Source organism: Bradyrhizobium sp. Ce-3 (genome assembly GCF_022835695.1).
GTDB lineage: Bacteria > Pseudomonadota > Alphaproteobacteria > Rhizobiales > Xanthobacteraceae > Bradyrhizobium.
Genome location: NZ_BQUV01000009.1, coordinates 123,081 through 139,235 on the forward strand (window position 1 = coordinate 123,081; position 16,155 = coordinate 139,235).

The 16,155-nt window shown below is 66.0% G+C and carries 12 protein-coding genes; 9 read left to right on the forward strand and 3 right to left on the reverse strand.

Features of this window, described 5'->3' with window-relative positions; genetic code table 11:
* Positions 1-177 precede the first annotated feature (177 nt).
* The 7 genes from BRSPCE3_RS28190 to BRSPCE3_RS28220 all read left to right on the forward strand — a co-directional run bounded on the left by BRSPCE3_RS28190 (position 178) and on the right by BRSPCE3_RS28220 (position 8,793).
* The gene (locus tag BRSPCE3_RS28190) at positions 178-267 is read left to right on the forward strand and encodes a K(+)-transporting ATPase subunit F (RefSeq protein ID WP_016846764.1); all 90 of its coding nucleotides are present in this window, start codon (positions 178-180) and stop codon (positions 265-267) included.
* 119 nt (positions 268-386) lie between these two features.
* A complete protein-coding gene (kdpA, locus tag BRSPCE3_RS28195) occupies positions 387-2,090 on the forward strand; it encodes a potassium-transporting ATPase subunit KdpA (RefSeq protein WP_244069607.1) in 1,704 nt (567 codons plus the stop codon).
* Positions 2,091-2,113: 23 nt separating this feature from the next.
* Positions 2,114-4,225 (forward strand): potassium-transporting ATPase subunit KdpB, encoded by a 2,112-nt coding sequence (kdpB, locus tag BRSPCE3_RS28200; protein WP_244069608.1) that lies wholly within the window; start codon positions 2,114-2,116, stop codon positions 4,223-4,225.
* A gap of 112 nt (positions 4,226-4,337) precedes the next feature.
* Positions 4,338-4,943: a K(+)-transporting ATPase subunit C gene (locus BRSPCE3_RS28205; RefSeq protein ID WP_244069609.1), complete on the forward strand. Its 606-nt coding sequence runs from the start codon at positions 4,338-4,340 to the stop codon at positions 4,941-4,943.
* A 39-nt stretch (positions 4,944-4,982) separates the two neighbouring features.
* Positions 4,983-7,694, forward strand: a complete 2,712-nt coding sequence (locus BRSPCE3_RS28210; protein WP_244069610.1) for a sensor histidine kinase KdpD — start codon at positions 4,983-4,985, stop codon at positions 7,692-7,694.
* Complete coding sequence (locus BRSPCE3_RS28215; RefSeq protein ID WP_244069612.1) at positions 7,691-8,380, forward strand: response regulator; 690 nt, start codon at positions 7,691-7,693, stop codon at positions 8,378-8,380. Before BRSPCE3_RS28210 ends, BRSPCE3_RS28215 begins: the two co-directional genes overlap by 4 nt.
* Before the next feature lie 170 nt (positions 8,381-8,550).
* Positions 8,551-8,793 carry a DUF6496 domain-containing protein gene (locus tag BRSPCE3_RS28220; protein ID WP_244069613.1) on the forward strand — a complete coding sequence of 81 codons (243 nt, stop codon included), beginning with the start codon at positions 8,551-8,553 and terminating at the stop codon, positions 8,791-8,793.
* A gap of 100 nt (positions 8,794-8,893) precedes the next feature.
* Here BRSPCE3_RS28220 and BRSPCE3_RS28225 read toward each other — a convergent pair whose 3' ends face one another.
* On the reverse strand, positions 8,894-9,781 hold the full coding sequence (locus BRSPCE3_RS28225; protein ID WP_244069614.1) for a Ku protein: 888 nt from the start codon (positions 9,779-9,781) through the stop codon (positions 8,894-8,896).
* A 124-nt stretch (positions 9,782-9,905) separates the two neighbouring features.
* Between BRSPCE3_RS28225 and ligD the strand changes: the two genes are divergently transcribed.
* A complete protein-coding gene (gene ligD, locus BRSPCE3_RS28230; protein WP_244069615.1) occupies positions 9,906-12,548 on the forward strand; it encodes a DNA ligase D in 2,643 nt (880 codons plus the stop codon).
* A gap of 176 nt (positions 12,549-12,724) precedes the next feature.
* Here ligD and BRSPCE3_RS28235 read toward each other — a convergent pair whose 3' ends face one another.
* Positions 12,725-12,889, reverse strand: coding sequence for a DUF3309 family protein (locus tag BRSPCE3_RS28235; RefSeq protein WP_076865768.1), 165 nt, complete (start codon positions 12,887-12,889; stop codon positions 12,725-12,727).
* Positions 12,890-13,053: 164 nt separating this feature from the next.
* Here BRSPCE3_RS28235 and BRSPCE3_RS28240 point away from each other — a divergent pair, with 164 nt between their 5' ends.
* On the forward strand, positions 13,054-13,362 hold the full coding sequence (locus tag BRSPCE3_RS28240; protein ID WP_244069616.1) for a polyhydroxyalkanoic acid system family protein: 309 nt from the start codon (positions 13,054-13,056) through the stop codon (positions 13,360-13,362).
* Positions 13,363-13,375: 13 nt separating this feature from the next.
* Here the strand turns inward: BRSPCE3_RS28240 and treY are convergent, their stop codons facing one another.
* A complete protein-coding gene (gene treY / locus BRSPCE3_RS28245) occupies positions 13,376-16,153 on the reverse strand; it encodes a malto-oligosyltrehalose synthase (protein WP_244069618.1) in 2,778 nt (925 codons plus the stop codon).
* Positions 16,154-16,155: the final 2 nt, after the last annotated feature.

Sequence of the window (16,155 nt, forward strand, 5' to 3'; positions counted from 1 at the left end):
GCCCCGGGTGGCACGTCACCACCATCCGGCGCGGAGCGCTTATACGATCGCCCTGTGCCCTTCGGATGCATAGGAGTTTCTCATGATGGACATTCTGATGGCGGCGCTCGCGATCGGGTTCTTCGCCGCGGGCATCGGCTACGCCTACGCCTGCGAACGGCTGTAACGGAGGCGGCGATGATCTTCGATTACTCGCTTGCCGGCCTCGTCTCGCTTGGCCTGCTGTTCTACCTCACCTACGCGTTGCTGCGGCCCGAACGCTTCTAGGCGGCCGGCGATGCTCACACTCTGCACAATTCTGTTGGCCGACGCGGCGCTGACCGGGCTGCTGCTCGGCGTGTTCGCGTCGCTGCTGCGCTTCGCACCCATTCGAAAGGTTTGACGCAATGACCGTCATCGGCTGGATTCAAATTATTCTGTTTTGCGCGATCGTGGTCGCGCTGGTCAAGCCGCTCGGCTGGTACATGACCCGCGTGTTCAACGGGGAGCGCACCTTCCTCTCGCCCGTGCTGCGCCCCCTCGAGCGCGGCATCTACTGGGTCGGCGGTGTCGACGAGCGGCGCGAGCAGCACTGGCTGACTTATACCGTCGCCATGCTGCTGTTCCACGTCGGCGGCTTCGCCCTGATCTACGGCCTGATGCGGCTGCAGGCGGTGCTGCCGTTCAACCCGGCCGGCCAGGGCGCGGTTGCCGAGGATCTCTCCTTCAACACCGCGATCTCCTTCATCACCAACACCAACTGGCAGAACTACGGCGGCGAGAGCACGCTGTCCTATCTGGTCCAGATGCTGGGCCTGACCCACCAGAACTTCCTGTCGGCGGCGACCGGCATCGCGCTGGCGATGGCGCTGATCCGCGGCTTCACCCGTTCGTCGATGCGCACGGTCGGCAATTTCTGGGTCGACGTCACCCGCTGCACGCTTTACGTCCTGCTGCCGATCTGCGTCGTCTACGCGCTGTTCCTGGTCTGGCAGGGCATGCCGCAGACCCTCGGCGCCTATGTCGACGCCACCACGCTGGAGGGCGGCAAGCAGACCATCGCGCTCGGACCGGTGGCTTCGCAGGTCGCGATCAAGATGCTCGGCACCAATGGTGGCGGCTTCTTCAACGCCAACGCCGCGCATCCGTTCGAGAACCCGACCGCGCTGTCGAACCTCGTGCAGATGATCTCGATCTTCGCGCTCGGTGCGGCGATGACCAATGTGTTCGGCCGCATGGTCGGCAACGAGCGCCAGGGCTGGGCGATCTTCGCCGTGATGGGCATCCTGTTCGTCGCCGGCGTCGCCGTCACCTATTGGGCGGAGGCCAACGGCACCTCGCTGCTGCAGGCCTACGGCCTCACCGGCGGCAACATGGAGGGCAAGGAGGTCCGCTTCGGCATCGTCGCGTCGTCGCTGTTCGCCGTGATCACGACGGCCGCCTCCTGCGGCGCGGTCAACGCCATGCATGACTCATTCACCGCGATCGGCGGCATGATCCCGCTGATCAACATGCAGCTCGGCGAGGTCATCATCGGCGGCGTCGGCGCCGGTTTCTACGGCATGCTGCTGTTCGTCGTGCTGGCGATCTTCGTCGCCGGCCTGATGGTCGGCCGCACCCCGGAATATGTCGGCAAGAAGATCGAGGCCCGCGAGGTCAAGATGGCGATGCTCGCGATCCTGGTGCTGCCGCTGATGTATCTCGGCTGGACCGCGGTCGGCGTGGTGCTGCCGTCGGCGGTGGCCTCGATGGCCAATGCCGGACCGCACGGCTTCACCGAGGTGCTCTATGCCTTCACCTCGGCGACCGGCAACAACGGCTCGGCCTTCGCCGGCCTCACCGGCAACACCCTGTTCTACAATCTGACGCTGGCGTCGGCGATGTTCGTCGGCCGCTTCTTCATGATCGTGCCGGCGATGGCCATTGCAGGTTCGCTGGTCGAGAAGAAGTCGATCCCGGCCTCGGCGGGCACCTTCCCGACCACCGGCGGGCTGTTCGTCGGCCTCGTCATCGGCGTGATCCTGATCATCGGCGGCCTCACCTTCTTCCCGGCGCTGGCGCTCGGGCCGATCGTCGAGCACCTCGCGATGAACGCCAACACCCTGTTCTGATCGAATTGTCCGGAGTGACAACCATGGAAACCACAAGACTGCAGAAACAGGTGACGGCGTCGACCATGCTCGACCCGAAGATCCTGGTGCCGGCGATCAAGTCGGCCTTCGTCAAGCTCGATCCGCGGCTGATGGCGAAGAACCCGGTGATGTTCGTGGTCGAGGTCGTGGCGGCGCTGACCACCGTGATCTTCGTCCGCGACCTCGTCACCGGCAGCGCCAATCTCGGCTTCACCTTCCAGATCATCCTCTGGCTCTGGTTCACGGTGCTGTTCGCCAACTTCGCCGAGGCCGTCGCCGAAGGCCGCGGCAAGGCGCAGGCGGAATCGCTGAAGAAGACCCGTACCGAGAGCCAGGCCAAGCTGCTCACCGGCACCGACCGGACCTACCGCATGGTGCCGGGCACCTCGCTGAAGGTTGGCGACGTCGTGCTGGTCGAGGCCGGCGACAACATCCCGTCGGATGGCGAAGTGATCGAAGGCGTCGCCTCGGTCAACGAAGCCGCCATCACTGGCGAGTCGGCGCCTGTCATCCGGGAATCCGGCGGCGACCGCTCGGCGGTCACCGGCGGCACCCAGGTGCTGTCGGACTGGATCCGCGTCCGCATCACCGCGGCGCAGGGCTCCACCTTCATCGACCGCATGATCAAGCTGGTGGAGGGCGCCGAGCGGCAGAAGACGCCGAACGAGATCGCGCTCAACATCCTGCTCGCCGGCCTCACCATCATCTTCGTGTTCGCGACGGTGACGATCCCGAGCTATGCGGCCTATGCCGGCGGCTCGATCTCGGTCGTGGTGCTGGTGGCGCTGTTCGTCACACTGATCCCGACCACGATCGGCGCGCTGCTGTCGGCGATCGGCATCGCCGGCATGGACCGCCTGGTGCGCTTCAACGTGCTGGCGATGTCCGGACGTGCGGTGGAAGCCGCCGGTGACGTCGATACGCTGCTGCTGGACAAGACCGGCACCATCACGCTCGGCAACCGCCAGGCGACCGCGTTCCGGCCGATCCGTGGCGTCTCCGAGCAGGACCTCGCCGACGCGGCGCAGCTTGCCTCGCTCGCCGACGAAACGCCGGAGGGCCGCTCGATCGTGGTGCTCGCCAAGGAGAAATACGGCATCCGTGGCCGCGACATGCATGAGCTCGCCGCGACCTTCGTGCCGTTCACGGCGCAGACCCGCATGAGCGGCATCGATGCCGGCACCTCGTCGGTCCGCAAGGGCGCGGTCGACGCGATCCTCGCCTATGTCGACGGCGGTTCGTCGCGCGCGCTGGCTTCGGGCAATACGGTCCGCGCGGTCGCCGCGACGATGAGCGCGGAAGCCCGCGAGGTCCAGTCGATTGCCGACGAGATCGCCAAGGCCGGCGGCACGCCGCTGGCGGTGGCCAAGGATGGCAAGCTGCTCGGCGTCGTGCACCTGAAGGACATCGTCAAGGGCGGCATCCGCGAGCGCTTTGCCGAATTGCGCCGCATGGGCATCCGCACCGTGATGATCACCGGCGACAATCCGATGACCGCGGCCGCGATCGCGGCCGAGGCCGGTGTCGACGACTTCCTGGCGCAGGCAACGCCCGAGGACAAGCTCAAGCTGATCCGCGACGAGCAGTCCAAGGGCAAGCTGGTCGCAATGTGCGGTGACGGCACCAACGACGCGCCGGCGCTCGCGCAGGCCGACGTCGGCGTCGCCATGAACACCGGCACCCAGGCCGCCCGCGAAGCCGGCAACATGGTCGACCTCGATTCCAACCCGACCAAGCTGATCGAGGTGGTCGAGATCGGCAAGCAGCTGCTGATGACCCGCGGTGCGCTGACCACGTTCTCGATCGCCAACGACGTCGCGAAGTACTTCGCGATCATCCCGGCGATGTTCCTCGCGTTCTATCCGCAGCTTCAGGTGCTGAACATCATGCACCTGGCGAGCCCGCAAAGCGCGATCCTGTCGGCGATCATCTTCAACGCGCTGATCATCATCGCGCTGATCCCGCTGGCGCTGAAGGGCGTCAAGTATCGCGCGGTCGGTGCCGGCGCGCTGCTCAGCCGCAACCTGATGATCTACGGTCTCGGCGGCATCATCATCCCGTTCATCGGCATCAAGGCGATCGACCTCATCGTCGCCGCTTTGGGCCTGGCTTAACAGGAGCCGTCATTGCGAGCGCAGCGAAGCAATCCATCCGTCCGCGAAGAAAGTGTGGATTGCTTCGTCGCTTCGCTCCTCGCAATGACGGCCTAAAATTCGGAGACACATCATGCTTAGAGAAATCCGCCCCGCCATCCTCGTGCTGGTCCTGCTGACCGCGATCACGGGCCTTGCCTATCCGCTCGCCATCACCGGGATCGCCGGCGTCATCTTTCCGCGGCAGGCGCAGGGCAGCCTGATCGAGAAGGACGGCAAGGTGATCGGCTCCGCCCTGATCGGGCAGGAGTTCAAGGAGGATAAATACTTCCACGGCCGGCCGTCGGCGACGGTCGCGCCCGATCCGAACGATTCCACCAAGACCGTGCCGGCGCCGTACAACGCGGCCAATTCCGGCGGCTCCAACCTCGGCCCGACCAGCAAGGCGCTGAACGACCGGATCAAGGAGGATGTCGAGAAGCTGAAGGCGGAGAACCCGACCGCCAGCGTGCCGGTCGATCTCGTCACGACCTCGGCCAGCGGGCTCGATCCGGACATCTCGCCGGACGCGGCGCTGTTCCAGCTGCCGCGGGTCGCGAAGGCGCGCGGCATGTCCGAGGACGCGGTGCGCGAGCTGGTGACGCAGAACACGCAGGGCCGCTTCGCCGGCGTGATCGGTGAGCCCCGCGTTAACGTTCTTGCGCTCAACCTGGCGCTCGACGCGGCAAAGCCGAAATAGGGGAGTAGGCCCGCTCTCGCAGGATGACTATATTGCGGTATGGCCAATCAGCGCGACCCCGATAAACGACCCTCGCCGGATGCGCTGCTGGAGGCGGCGCGCCGGGAGACCGATCGAGCGGGGCGGCTGAAGATCTTCATCGGCGCCGCCCCCGGCGTCGGCAAGACCTACGAGATGCTTTCGAGCGCCCACGCCCGCCTCAAGGCGGGCGTCGACGTCGTGGTCGGCGTGGTCGAGACCCATGGACGGGCGGAGACCGAGGCGCTGCTCAGGGGTCTCGAAGTGGTGCCGCGGAAGCGGCTGGCCTATCGCGACCAGAGCCTCGAGGAGATGGACCTCGACGCATTGATCGCGCGGCGGCCGCAGCTCGCGCTGGTCGACGAGCTCGCCCATACCAATGCCCCGGGCAGCCGCCACCCCAAGCGTTATCTCGACGTCGAGGAGCTGCTGTCGCACGGCATCGACGTCTACACCGCGATCAATATCCAGCACATCGAGAGCCTCAACGATGTGGTCGCGCAGATCACCCATGTGCGGGTGCGCGAGACCGTCCCCGACTCGGTGGTCGATCGCGCCGATGCGATCGAGCTGATCGACCTCACCCCCGACGATTTGATCCAGCGGCTGAAGGAGGGCAAGGTCTATGTGCCGAAGCAGGCCGAGCGGGCGCTGGAGCATTACTTCTCGCCCGGCAATCTGACTGCGCTGCGCGAGCTGGCGCTGCGCCGCACCGCCGAGCGGGTCGACGAGCAGCTGCTCAACCATATGCAGGCCAATGCGATCCAGGGGCCCTGGGCCGCCGGCGAGCGCATCCTGGTTTGCTTGAGCGAGGATCCGCGCGCCGCCGGTCTCGTGCGCTACACCAAGCGCCTGGCCGACCGGCTGCACGCGCAATGGACCGCGGTCAGCATCGAGACCCGGCGCAGCCTGCAATTGACCGACGAGCAGCGCGACCGGCTGGCCGACACCATGCGGCTCGCGGAATCGCTCGGCGGCGAGGCGCTGACGCTTCCCGGCGTCGGCCGCCGCATCGCCGACGACGTCATCAATTTTGCCCAGGCCAACAACGTCACCCAGATCATCATCGGCAAATCGACGCGCTCGCGCTGGTTCGAGCTGACGCACGGCTCTGTCGTGCACGATCTGGTGCGCCGGGCCGGCAATATCAGCGTCAACGTGATCGCCGGCGACGAATTGCCGGTCGGCAAGGCGGCGGTGCAGACCGCGCAGCGGCAGGAGCCGTTCAATCCGCGGCCCTATCTGATGTCGCTGCTGCTGGCGGCGATCGGGCTCGGCGCGGCCAAGCTGATCCAGCCGTTCTTCGGCATCGAGAATGTCGACCTCGTGTTCCTCACCGCCGTGGTCGGTGCCGCCGCGCGCTACGGCCTGGGGCCGTCGCTGCTGGCCAGCGTCGCGGCGTCGCTGTGCTACAATTTCTTCTTCCTGCCGCCGGTCTATACCTTCACCATCACCGACCCGACCAATGTCGCGGCGTTCTTCTTCTTCATGCTGATCGCGTTCCTGGTCTCCAACGTCGCGGCGCGGGTGCGCATCCAGGCCGATACCGCGATCGGCCGCGTCCGCACCACCGAATCGCTCTACGCCTTCAGCCGCAAGCTCGCCGGCACCGCGACGCTCGACGACGTGCTGTGGGCGACCGCCTACCAGATCGCGCTGATGCTCAAGGTGCGCGTGGTGCTGCTGCTGCCGGAAGGCGGCATGCTGACGGTCAAGAGCGGCTATCCGCCGGAGGACCAGCTCGATCAGGCCGATCTCGCCGCCGCCAACTGGGCCTGGGGCAACGATCGCCCGGCCGGCCGCGGCTCGGACACGCTGCCGGGCGGAAAACGGCTGTTCCTGCCGATGCGCACCGGCCGCGGCCCGATCGGGGTGATCGGCATCGACGACGACCGCACCGGCCCGCTGTTGACGCCGGACCAGCGCCGGCTGCTCGATGCGCTGGTCGACCAGGGCGCATTGGCGATCGAGCGCGTGCTGCTGGTCGAGGACATGGACCGCGTCAAGCGCACGGTGGAATCCGACCGGCTGCGCGGCGCGCTCTTGACCTCGATCTCGCACGATCTCAAGACGCCGCTGGCCTCGGTGCTCGGCTCGGCCTCGGCGCTGCGCGATCTCGGGGCGAGCCTCGACGATGCCCAGAAGCGCGACCTGCTCGCGACCGTGATCGATGAGTCGGAGCGGCTGAATCGCTTCATCGCCAATCTGCTCGACATGACCAAGCTGGAATCCGGTGCGATCGTGCCGAACACCGCGCGGCACGATGTCGGAGAGATCGTCGGCAGCGCGCTGCGCCGCGCCGCCAAGATCCTGGTGCATCACCGGGTGTCGCTGGAGATCGCGGCCGACCTGCCGATGCTGGAGCTCGACGCGGTGCTGTTCGAGCAGGTGTTGTTCAATTTGCTCGACAACGCCGCCAAGTACGCCCCCTCGGACACCACGATCTCGATCCGCGGCGCGCGCGACCGCGATGCCGTGACGTTGCAGATCCTGGACGAGGGCAACGGCATTCCGGCCGCCGAGCTCGAAAGCGTATTCGACAAGTTCTATCGCGCCGAGAAAGGCGACCATGTCCGCCCCGGCACCGGACTTGGGCTCGCGATCTCGCGCGGCTTCGTCGAGGCGATGCGCGGCACCATCCAGGCTGCCAACCGCGCCGACCGGAGCGGCGCCGTCATCACCATCCGTCTGCCGGTTACCGCCGACACCAACGCGCTGGACACTGCTGCATGAACGCAACGCCGATCAAGGTCCTGATCATCGACGACGAGCCGCCGATCCGCAAGCTGTTGCGGATGGGGCTGAGCACGCAGGGATACGACATCCTCGAGGCATCCAACGGCAAACTGGCGCTGGAAATGCTGGGCGAGGGGCCGGCGCTGATCATCCTCGATCTCGGGCTGCCCGATATCCAGGGCCACGACCTTTTGCGCATGATCCGCGGCCGCAACGAGAGCGTCCCGATCGTGGTGCTGTCGAGCCGCGGCGACGAGGCCGGCAAGGTGCAGGCGCTCGATCTCGGCGCCGACGATTATCTCACCAAACCGTTCGGCATGGACGAATTGCTGGCGCGGCTGCGCGCGGCGCTGCGCCACCAGCTGCAGGTGCAGGGCGAGCGGCCGGTGTTCCGCTCCGGCGACCTCTCGGTCGATCTGGTGCGCCGGATCGTCAAGGTCGGTGACAGGGAGATCAAGCTGTCGCCGAAGGAATACGATCTGCTGCGCGTGCTGGTTCAGCACGCCGGCAAGGTACTGACGCATCGTTTCCTGCTGAAGGAATTGTGGGACGAATTGACCGACGCGCAATATCTGCGGGTCTATGTGCGCCAGCTCCGCCAGAAGATCGAGGCCGATCCCGAGCGTCCGCAATTCGTGCTGACCGAGACCGGCATCGGCTATCGGCTGCGCGCGGCGGATTGAGCTGTCTCCGCTGCCATGCCCCGCGAAGGCGGGGCATCCAGTACGCCGCGTCCTATCGGCTCAAGCACTACTGTCTCTGGAATGCTGGGTCGCCCGGTCAAGCCGGGCGACGACATCAAACGGAACTTTCGCTCCCATCGAGGCTTGGTTTCCCCTATTGGGAGAGAGCCATGGCAAGAAAATACTCGCGGAAGGCATCAGGCGATGTCGAGCGTGTGATGAAGAAGCGCAAGGCCGGGACGCTGCGCAGCGGCCGCTCCAAGAAGAAGGTGAAGAGCCGCAAGCAGGCGATTGCGATCGGCCTGTCCGAGGCGCGCGCCAAGGGGAGGAAGGTGCCGAAGAAGGCATCCAAGAAGAAGACGGCGAAGAAGCGCAAGACGTCGAAGAAGCGCAAGGCCGCGAAGAAGCGGTAACGCCTGTCCCCGTCATTACGAGGAGCGAAGCTCAATCCATCCCTCCATGCACTCAGGGAGATGGATTGCTTCGCTTCGCTCGCAATGACGGGGAGAGAGCTTAGCCAGCCTTGCGCGATCGCGCGCTCGAGCGGTGCGCCTTCTTCGCCGCACGGCGATGCGCGGTCGGACGCCGACCGGTGGCGTGCGACCGCCGGGCGCCGCGTTTCCCACTCTTCAGGCTCTGCTGCAGCGCGTCCATCAAATTCACCACGTTGCTCGGCTTCTCCTCGCGCGCCGCGGCCTTGATCGGCTTGCCGGCGGCCTTGCGGCGCACCAGGGCCTTCAGCGCGGTTTCGTATTCGTCCTTGAATTTCGTCGGATCGAAATGCGCGGCCTTGCTGTCGAGGATGTGGCTCGCAAGCTCGATCATGTCCTTGGTCACCTTGGGGCTCTTGATGTCGTCGAAATAGTCGTCGGCATCGCGCACCTCATAGGGGTAGCGCAGTGTGGTGCCGAGCATGCCCTTGTCGAGCGGCTCGATCGCGATCACGTGCTCGCGGTTGGTCAGCACGATCCGCGCCAGCGCGACGCGGTCCTGGTCCTTCATGGCGTCGCGGATCACAGCGAAGGCGTCGGCGCCCGCCTTGCCGTCGGGCCTGATGTAATAGGGGTGGTCGAGATAACGCTTGTCGATCTCGCCCTCGGGCACGAAACTGTCGATGTCGATGGTGTGGTTGCTCTCGATCTGCACCGCCTCGAGCTCGTCCTTCTCGATCTCGACATATTTGCCTTTGCTGACCTCATAGCCGCGGCCCTTCTGGTCGGCCTCGACGACGTCGCCGGTCTCGGTGTCGACCATCTGCTGCTTCAGCCGGTTGCCGGTCTCCCGGTTGATCATGTGGAAGCGAGTCTTCTCGACCGTGGTCGAGGCCGGGTAGAGCGCCACGGGGCACGACACCAGCGAGAGTTTGAGCGTGCCTTTCCAGTAGGCGCGGGGAGCGGCCATGATCGCCTCCAAACAGCTTGAGTTTGGAACTTGAACGGATACCGTAGGTTTTGGTTCCTGAAGGCCGCGCCGAGGCGGCCGCCGCCGTTTGCGCCGAGGCCTGGACGTATCGCTGGGAAATCACGTGCCGCTGAGAAATCTCACCACCTATCGAAAGAAGCGCGACTTCGAGAAGACCAATGAGCCGTCGGGCGAGGTCAAGGTCGCGCCTGGCAAGCAGCGCCGCTTCGTGATCCAGAAGCATGACGCGACGCGGCTGCATTATGATTTCAGGCTGGAGTTCGACGGCGTCTTCAAGTCCTGGGCGGTGACGCGCGGGCCCTCGCTCGATCCGCACGACAAGCGCCTCGCGGTCGAGGTCGAGGATCATCCGCTCGACTATGGCGATTTCGAAGGCACCATCCCCGAAGGCCAATATGGCGGCGGCACGGTGCAGCTGTGGGATCGCGGCACCTGGGAGTCCGACGATCCCGAGCGCGGCTTCAAGAAGGGCGACCTGAAGTTCACGCTTGATGGCGACAAGCTGCACGGCAGCTGGGTGCTGGTGCGGATGAAGAACGACCGCTTCGGCGGCAAGCGCACCAACTGGCTGTTGATCAAACACCGCGACGAATATGCCGTGGAGGGCAACGGCGAAGCGATCCTCGACGAGGACCGCTCGGTTGCTTCGGGACGCTCGATGGCGCAAATCGCAGCCGGCAAGGGCCGGGCGCCGCAGCCGTTCATGCTGGCCAAGGGGAACGGGAAGGGCAACGGCAAGGCCAAAGCCGATGCGGTCTGGCAGTCCAATCACGGCATTGCCGCGGATGCGCGCGTTAGGACCAAGGCGCCGGCGCCCAAGGAAAAGCTGAAGGCGCAAGCGAAGGCGCCGCCAAAGGCGAAGCCGAAGCATGTCGCGGAAATGCCGGATTTCGTCGCGCCGCAGCTCTGCGCCGCGGTCGAGAGTCCGCCCAACGGCGCGGGCTGGTGCCACGAGATCAAGTTCGACGGCTACCGCGTGCAGCTCCGCGTCGAGGGCGGCGAGGCCGTACTGAAGACCCGCAAGGCGCTCGACTGGTCCGACAAGTTCGGCGCGATCGCCAAGGAGGCCGGCAAGCTGCCGGATGCGCTGATCGACGGCGAGATCGTCGCGCTCGACAAGAACGGCACGCCGCACTTCTCGACGCTGCAGGCGGCGCTGTCCGACGGCAAGACCGACCAGCTGATCTACTACGCGTTCGACCTGCTATATGCCGGCAACGAGGATCTCCGCCCGCTGCCGCTCACCGAGCGCAAGGCGCGGCTGCAGGCGCTGCTCGCGGCGCGCAAGGGCAAGAATCCCCTGATCCGTTATGTCGAGCATTTCGAGGAGCGCGGCGACGCGGTGCTGGATTCCGCGCGCAAGCTCGGGCTGGAAGGCATCGTCTCAAAGAAGCTCGACGGTGCCTACCGCTCCGGCCGATCCGACGACTGGACGAAAGCAAAAATCCGCGCCGGCCATGAGGTGGTGCTCGGCGGCTGGAAGGACACCAACGGCAAGTTCCGCTCGCTGATGGCCGGCGTCTATCGCGGCGATCATCTGGCCTTTGTCGGCATCGTCGGCACCGGCTTCGGCCAGGACACCGTTCGCCGCATCATGCCGGCGCTGAAGGCGGCCGCGTCGGACAGGAGCCCGTTCGGCGGCAAGGACGTGCCGAAGAAGACCCGCGACGTGCACTGGCTGAAGCCCGAGCTGGTCGCCGAGATCGAGTTCGCCGGCTGGACCGATGCCGGCAATATCCGCCAGGCGGCGTTCAAGGGCCTGCGCCAGGACAAGCCGGCGCATGAGGTCGAGGCCGAGCGGCCCGTCGTAACCAAAGTGGTGAAGCCGATGGCGAAAGCAAAATCCGGCGAGGTCATGGGCGTCGCGATCTCCCATCCGGACAAGGCGTTGTGGCCGGATGCCGGCGACGGCGAGCCGGTGACGAAGCTCGACCTCGCCAACTATTTCGAGGCGGTCGGCGGTTGGATGATCGGTTACCTCAAGGGCCGGCCGTGCTCGATCGTGCGGGCGCCCGACGGCATCAAGGGCGAGACGTTTTTCCAGCGCCACGCGATGGCCGGCACCTCGAAGCTGCTGAAGCTCGCCAAGGTTTCCGGCGACCGCAAGCCGTATCTGCAGATCGACCAGGTCGAGGGCCTGGCGGCGGTCGCGCAGCTCGGCGGCCTCGAGCTGCATCCCTGGAATTGCGCGCCGGACGCCTATGACACGCCGGGCCGGTTGGTGTTCGATCTCGATCCCGCGCCCGATGTCGATTTCGCGGATGTGGTCGCGACCGCCAAGGACATGCGCCGGCGGCTCACCGCGGTCGGTCTCGAGAGCTTCTGCAAGACCACCGGCGGCAAGGGCCTTCACGTCGTAACGCCGTTGCTCACAGGTGCGAAGGACAAGGTGACCTGGAAGGAGGCCAAGGCGTTCGCGCAAGGCATCTGCCAGTGGATGGCGCAGGACGAACCCGAGCGCTATCTGGTCAACATGTCGAAGGCCAAGCGCACCGGAAAAATCTTCCTCGACTATCTGCGCAACGACCGGCTCTCGACCGCAGTCGCGGTGCTGTCGCCGCGGGCGCGTCCGGGCGCCACGGTGTCGATGCCGCTGACCTGGAGCCAGGTGCGCGGCGACCTCGATCCGAAGACATACACGGTGCGGTCGGTGCCGGCGCTGCTGGCGAAGACCAAGGCCTGGGACGGCTATGACGACGCGGCATCGTCGATCAAGGCGGCGATCAAGAAGCTGGCGGGAAAGTAGCACACGTTCGGGCAAGCTTGTGCCGCTGGCTTAGTCGTCATACCCCGCGAAAGCGGGGTATCCAGTACGCCGCGGCTCATCGGTTCAATCGCTGACGCCTCTGGAATACTGGATCGCCCGCCTTCGCGGGCGATGACAGTCATGGAAGTGGGGAGGGGACAACACGTCCCCACGCGCTACAATCGTCCGAGCAGCAGCAGGATCAGCAGGATCACGATCACGAGGCCGAGGCCGCCGCCGCCATAATAGCCGGTGCCGTAGAACGGTCCGCCGCCAATGCCGCTGAAGCCGCCAAGCAGCGCAATGACCAGAATGATAAGAATGATCGTTCCAAGTGACATCTCAACTCTCCTCAGCCCGCGGGCCTGTTGTCGCTGCCCTTCGGGAGAGGAAACATCCCGTGAGTATGAAGGTTCCGGGTCGGGCGGTGCGATAAACCTGTGCGGTCTTCCGTTTGCGTTGGAACAGAACTACATCAACGGAATCCATGGAGGAGTGCACCGCGATGTCGGCTCCGCTGATCGTCTCGATACCCCACAGCCTCGGCCGCGATGAAGCCATGCGCCGGCTGAAAACCGGTCTGTCGCGCGCGGCGGTCAACATGCCGATGCTGAGCGTCGAGGACGAGCGCTGGGACGACAATCGCATGAGCTTTCGCGTCCGCGCGCTGGGGCAGGTCGCGGCCGGACATGTCGACGTCGAGGACGCGCAGGTGCGGGTCGAGGTGACGCTGCCGTGGCTGCTGCAGCGCTTTGCCGAGCTCGCCCAGGTGGCGATCCAGAAGCGCGGGCAGTTGCTGCTGACCAAGCGCTGACGCGGCGCTTAATCTACGCGTGGGCCCGCCTCGCGGCTTGCCTGGCGCCTGCCGCGGCCTTCGCCTTCAGCACCGCGACCGGCAGTTTGGCGAACAGCGTCGCGAGCTGGATCTTGCTGCCGCCGCCCGGGAGCGCGTATCCGGCCAGCTCGATCTCACCCTCAAAGGCGTCCCCGCGCGGCCAGCTGCGTCCGCCCTGCGTGAACGGCGCAAATGATTTCGCCACCGCGACGATGACCGCCTCGCGGCCATGGCGTCGCGCAAAAGCAATGACATGATCGCGATGCGCCCCGGTTACGGCGAGCGGTTGGTAGCTGCCATTGGTGAAGACGTCCGCTATCTCGTTGCGCAACCGCAGCAGATGCCGCGTCCATGCGAATTTGAGGCGGCCGTCGCGCCAGCCCTCGGCCAGCGCGTCCCAATCCGGCGTCTCCAGCGACGCGAGCAGCGCCGCGCGTCCGGCAAAGTCGACCGGACGTCGGTTGTCGGGGTCGACCAGCGAAAGATCCCAGCTCTCGGTGCCCTGGTAGAAGTCCGGCACGCCGGGCATGGTCGCCTTCAGCGTGATCTGGCTCAGCGAGTTCAGCGCGCCGATCAGCGCCGCGCGTTCTGCCAGCGTACTGAGCGCATCTAGGAATTCGGGTGAGGCCTTGCGGTCGAGGATTCGATCGATGAACGTCTTCACGCCCGCCTCGTAAGCCTCGTGCGGATTGAGCCAGCTGGTCTCCTGCTTGCCCTCGCGCGCCGCCTTGAGCGCATAGGCCTGGATGCGCCCGACCAGCGATGGATCGTCCGGGTCCCAGGCGCCGAGCAGGGCCTGATACAGCATGTATTCGAACGTCGCCGATGGCGCTCGCATCTCGCCATCCAGCACCAGATGCGGCGCGTTCAGCACCTTCCAGCGCGCCACCGCGCTGGTCCATTCGCCGGGAATCTCCGCAAGCGTCATGATGCGGGCGCGGGCGTCCTCGCCGCGCTTGGTGTCGTGGGTCGCGGTCGCCGTCATGCCGTGCGGCCAATCGCGGGCGCGGGCCTGCATCATGGCGTGGAAGGCTTCGGGCGCGATCGCGCCGGCCGCCGGATCGCCGCCGACCTCATTGAGCGCGAGCAGGCGGTGGTAGCGATAGAAGGTGGTGTCCTCCAGCGACTTCGCCATCATCGGCCCGGTGAATTGCTGCACCTTCAGCGCAAATCGCCGCACCCGCGGCGTGCTGTGCGGCAGCCGGCCGGGCTTCAGCAGGTCCATGGTGAGGGCATCGCGCAGGAAGTCGAAGATGCCTTCGTCGGCGGCGAACCAGTCGGCACGGGCGCGCTCGACGGTCTCGCTGATCAGCGCGCGGTCGTGCGCGGTGGGACCGGACGCGGTCAGATAGGTGCGATAGACCGGGAAGTGCAGCACGTAGAGCTCGAGCGCCTGCCGCAGGCTGTCGGCGGAGAAATCGCGGGTCGAATAGTGGCCGCTGGCGATGCGCGCGACGAGCCGCGCCAGCACGGTGAATTCGCTGGTCAGCAAGGTCTCCAGCACGCGGCGCTTGGCCGCGCGCAGCACCGGCGTCAGGTTCGGCGACTGGTTGCTGATCTGGCGCCAGATCTCGTTCAGCGGATCGAGGCCTGCACCGTCGACCAGCACCTGGCTGATCGTGTTCATCCACTCATAGCCGGTGGTGCCATGGACGCCGCTGAATTTTGCGAGCTTCTCGTCCTCGCCGAGGATCTTCTCGATCACCATGTAGAACGGCCGTGCCTTGGCGCCCTGCGCCGAGCGGATCAGGCGGCGCAGCCGCTGGAAGTATTGCGCGGGATCGCGCAGGCCGTCGATATGGTCGAGCCGCAGGCCTTGCAGCCGGTCCTCCGCGATCAGCCGCTTGACGAGGCTGTGGCTCGCCTCGAACGTCGCGACGTCCTCGACCCGGAGGCCGGCCAGCGTGTTGACGTCAAAGAAGCGGCGGTAGTTGATGTCGCTGGAGGCAAGCCGCCAATGGCCGAGCTTGTAGTGCTGGCGTTCCAGCAGATGATGCAATGCCAGCGTCTGGGTTGGCCGATCCTCGCCCGCACGATAGGCATCAAGCCCTCGTTCAATGATCCCGGCACTGCCTTCGATTGATTGGATCGACGCCTTCAGCGCCGGCGCCTCCTTGCGGTTCGGATGACGCAGCCCGCGATACCTGGCGGCGAGCTCGAGCAGCGCGTGTCCGGCAGGACCGTCTTCGGCGCCGGCCTCGCGGACGATGGTCCGCAGCACCTCGCCATAGCGCTCCGGTGCGATCGGCAGGCGGTGCTCGAAATACCAGGCGGAGAAGCTGCCTTCGTTCGCGTCGTAGCGCAGCGCGATCTCGCCGCGTTCCAGCGCCTGACCATAGGACGAGCCGAGGATCGGCAGCAGCACGCCGCCGCGCGCGCGATAGGGCAGCAAGTCCCAGTCGATGTCGAAGGAGACCGCGTGCGGCGACACCGGTCCCCATTCCAGCACGTCGAGCCACCACGGATTGTCGGCGAAATGCACGCCGACATGGTTCGGCACGAAATCCAGGATCAGCCCGAGGTCGCTTTGCTTCAGCGCATTGCTGAACCGCGCAAAGCCGTCCTCGCCGCCGAGTTCCGGATTGAATTTGGTGTGGTCGACGACGTCATAGCCATGGGTCGATCCCTTGCGCGCCTTCATGAAGGGCGAGGCATAGACGTGGCTGATGCCGAGCGCCTTCAGGTACGGCGCCACGGCGGCTGCGGCATCGAAGTCGAAATCGGCAGTGAGTTGCAGTCGGTAGGTCGCGATCGGGATCGCCGGAGGCATTA

Bases quoted from the DNA above. Each gene is read 5' to 3' on its own strand.
- kdpA (WP_244069607.1), top strand. From the start codon at position 387: ATGACCGTCATCGGCTGGATTCAAATTATTCTGTTTTGCGCGATCGTG.
- BRSPCE3_RS28220 (WP_244069613.1), top strand. From the start codon at position 8,551: ATGGCAAGAAAATACTCGCGGAAGGCATCAGGCGATGTCGAGCGTGTG.
- BRSPCE3_RS28215 (WP_244069612.1), top strand. From the start codon at position 7,691: ATGAACGCAACGCCGATCAAGGTCCTGATCATCGACGACGAGCCGCCG.
- BRSPCE3_RS28225 (WP_244069614.1), bottom strand. From the start codon at position 9,781: ATGGCCGCTCCCCGCGCCTACTGGAAAGGCACGCTCAAACTCTCGCTG.
- BRSPCE3_RS28210 (WP_244069610.1), top strand. From the start codon at position 4,983: ATGGCCAATCAGCGCGACCCCGATAAACGACCCTCGCCGGATGCGCTG.
- BRSPCE3_RS28190 (WP_016846764.1), top strand. From the start codon at position 178: ATGATCTTCGATTACTCGCTTGCCGGCCTCGTCTCGCTTGGCCTGCTG.
- BRSPCE3_RS28240 (WP_244069616.1), top strand. From the start codon at position 13,054: ATGTCGGCTCCGCTGATCGTCTCGATACCCCACAGCCTCGGCCGCGAT.
- BRSPCE3_RS28235 (WP_076865768.1), bottom strand. From the start codon at position 12,889: ATGTCACTTGGAACGATCATTCTTATCATTCTGGTCATTGCGCTGCTT.
- treY (WP_244069618.1), bottom strand. From the start codon at position 16,153: ATGCCTCCGGCGATCCCGATCGCGACCTACCGACTGCAACTCACTGCC.
- kdpB (WP_244069608.1), top strand. From the start codon at position 2,114: ATGGAAACCACAAGACTGCAGAAACAGGTGACGGCGTCGACCATGCTC.
- BRSPCE3_RS28205 (WP_244069609.1), top strand. From the start codon at position 4,338: ATGCTTAGAGAAATCCGCCCCGCCATCCTCGTGCTGGTCCTGCTGACC.